Below are 206 nucleotides of genomic sequence, written 5' to 3'. Positions count from 1 at the left end.
TGGTCTTATCCCCGTCAAGTAGACAGCTTTTAAAAAAGACTAAGCAACCATTGAGATTCGATATTCAATCGGAGCTCGATGATTGAGTCGTTTTTGGAATCGTTTGTAGTTATAATGATAGATGTATGTTTCAATTGCTTGAATCAATTCTTCTTTTGTTTGATAATCATTGAGATAAAACATTTCAGATTTAAAATGAGAAAAGA

The 206-nt window shown here is 31.6% G+C and carries 1 protein-coding gene; it reads right to left on the bottom strand.

Going from position 1 to position 206, the window contains the following annotated elements; translation table 11 throughout:
• Positions 1–39: 39 nt before the first annotated feature.
• On the bottom strand, positions 40–206 hold a 167-nt coding region (locus tag FT637_RS29790; RefSeq protein ID WP_193649267.1), incomplete at its 5' end, for an IS3 family transposase.

The sequence above is a fragment of the Bacillus cereus genome, from assembly GCF_015071065.1.
GTDB classification, from domain to species: Bacteria; Bacillota; Bacilli; order Bacillales; family Bacillaceae_G; genus Bacillus_A; species Bacillus_A cereus_BA.
This window is presented reverse-complemented; position numbering and strand designations above follow the sequence as displayed.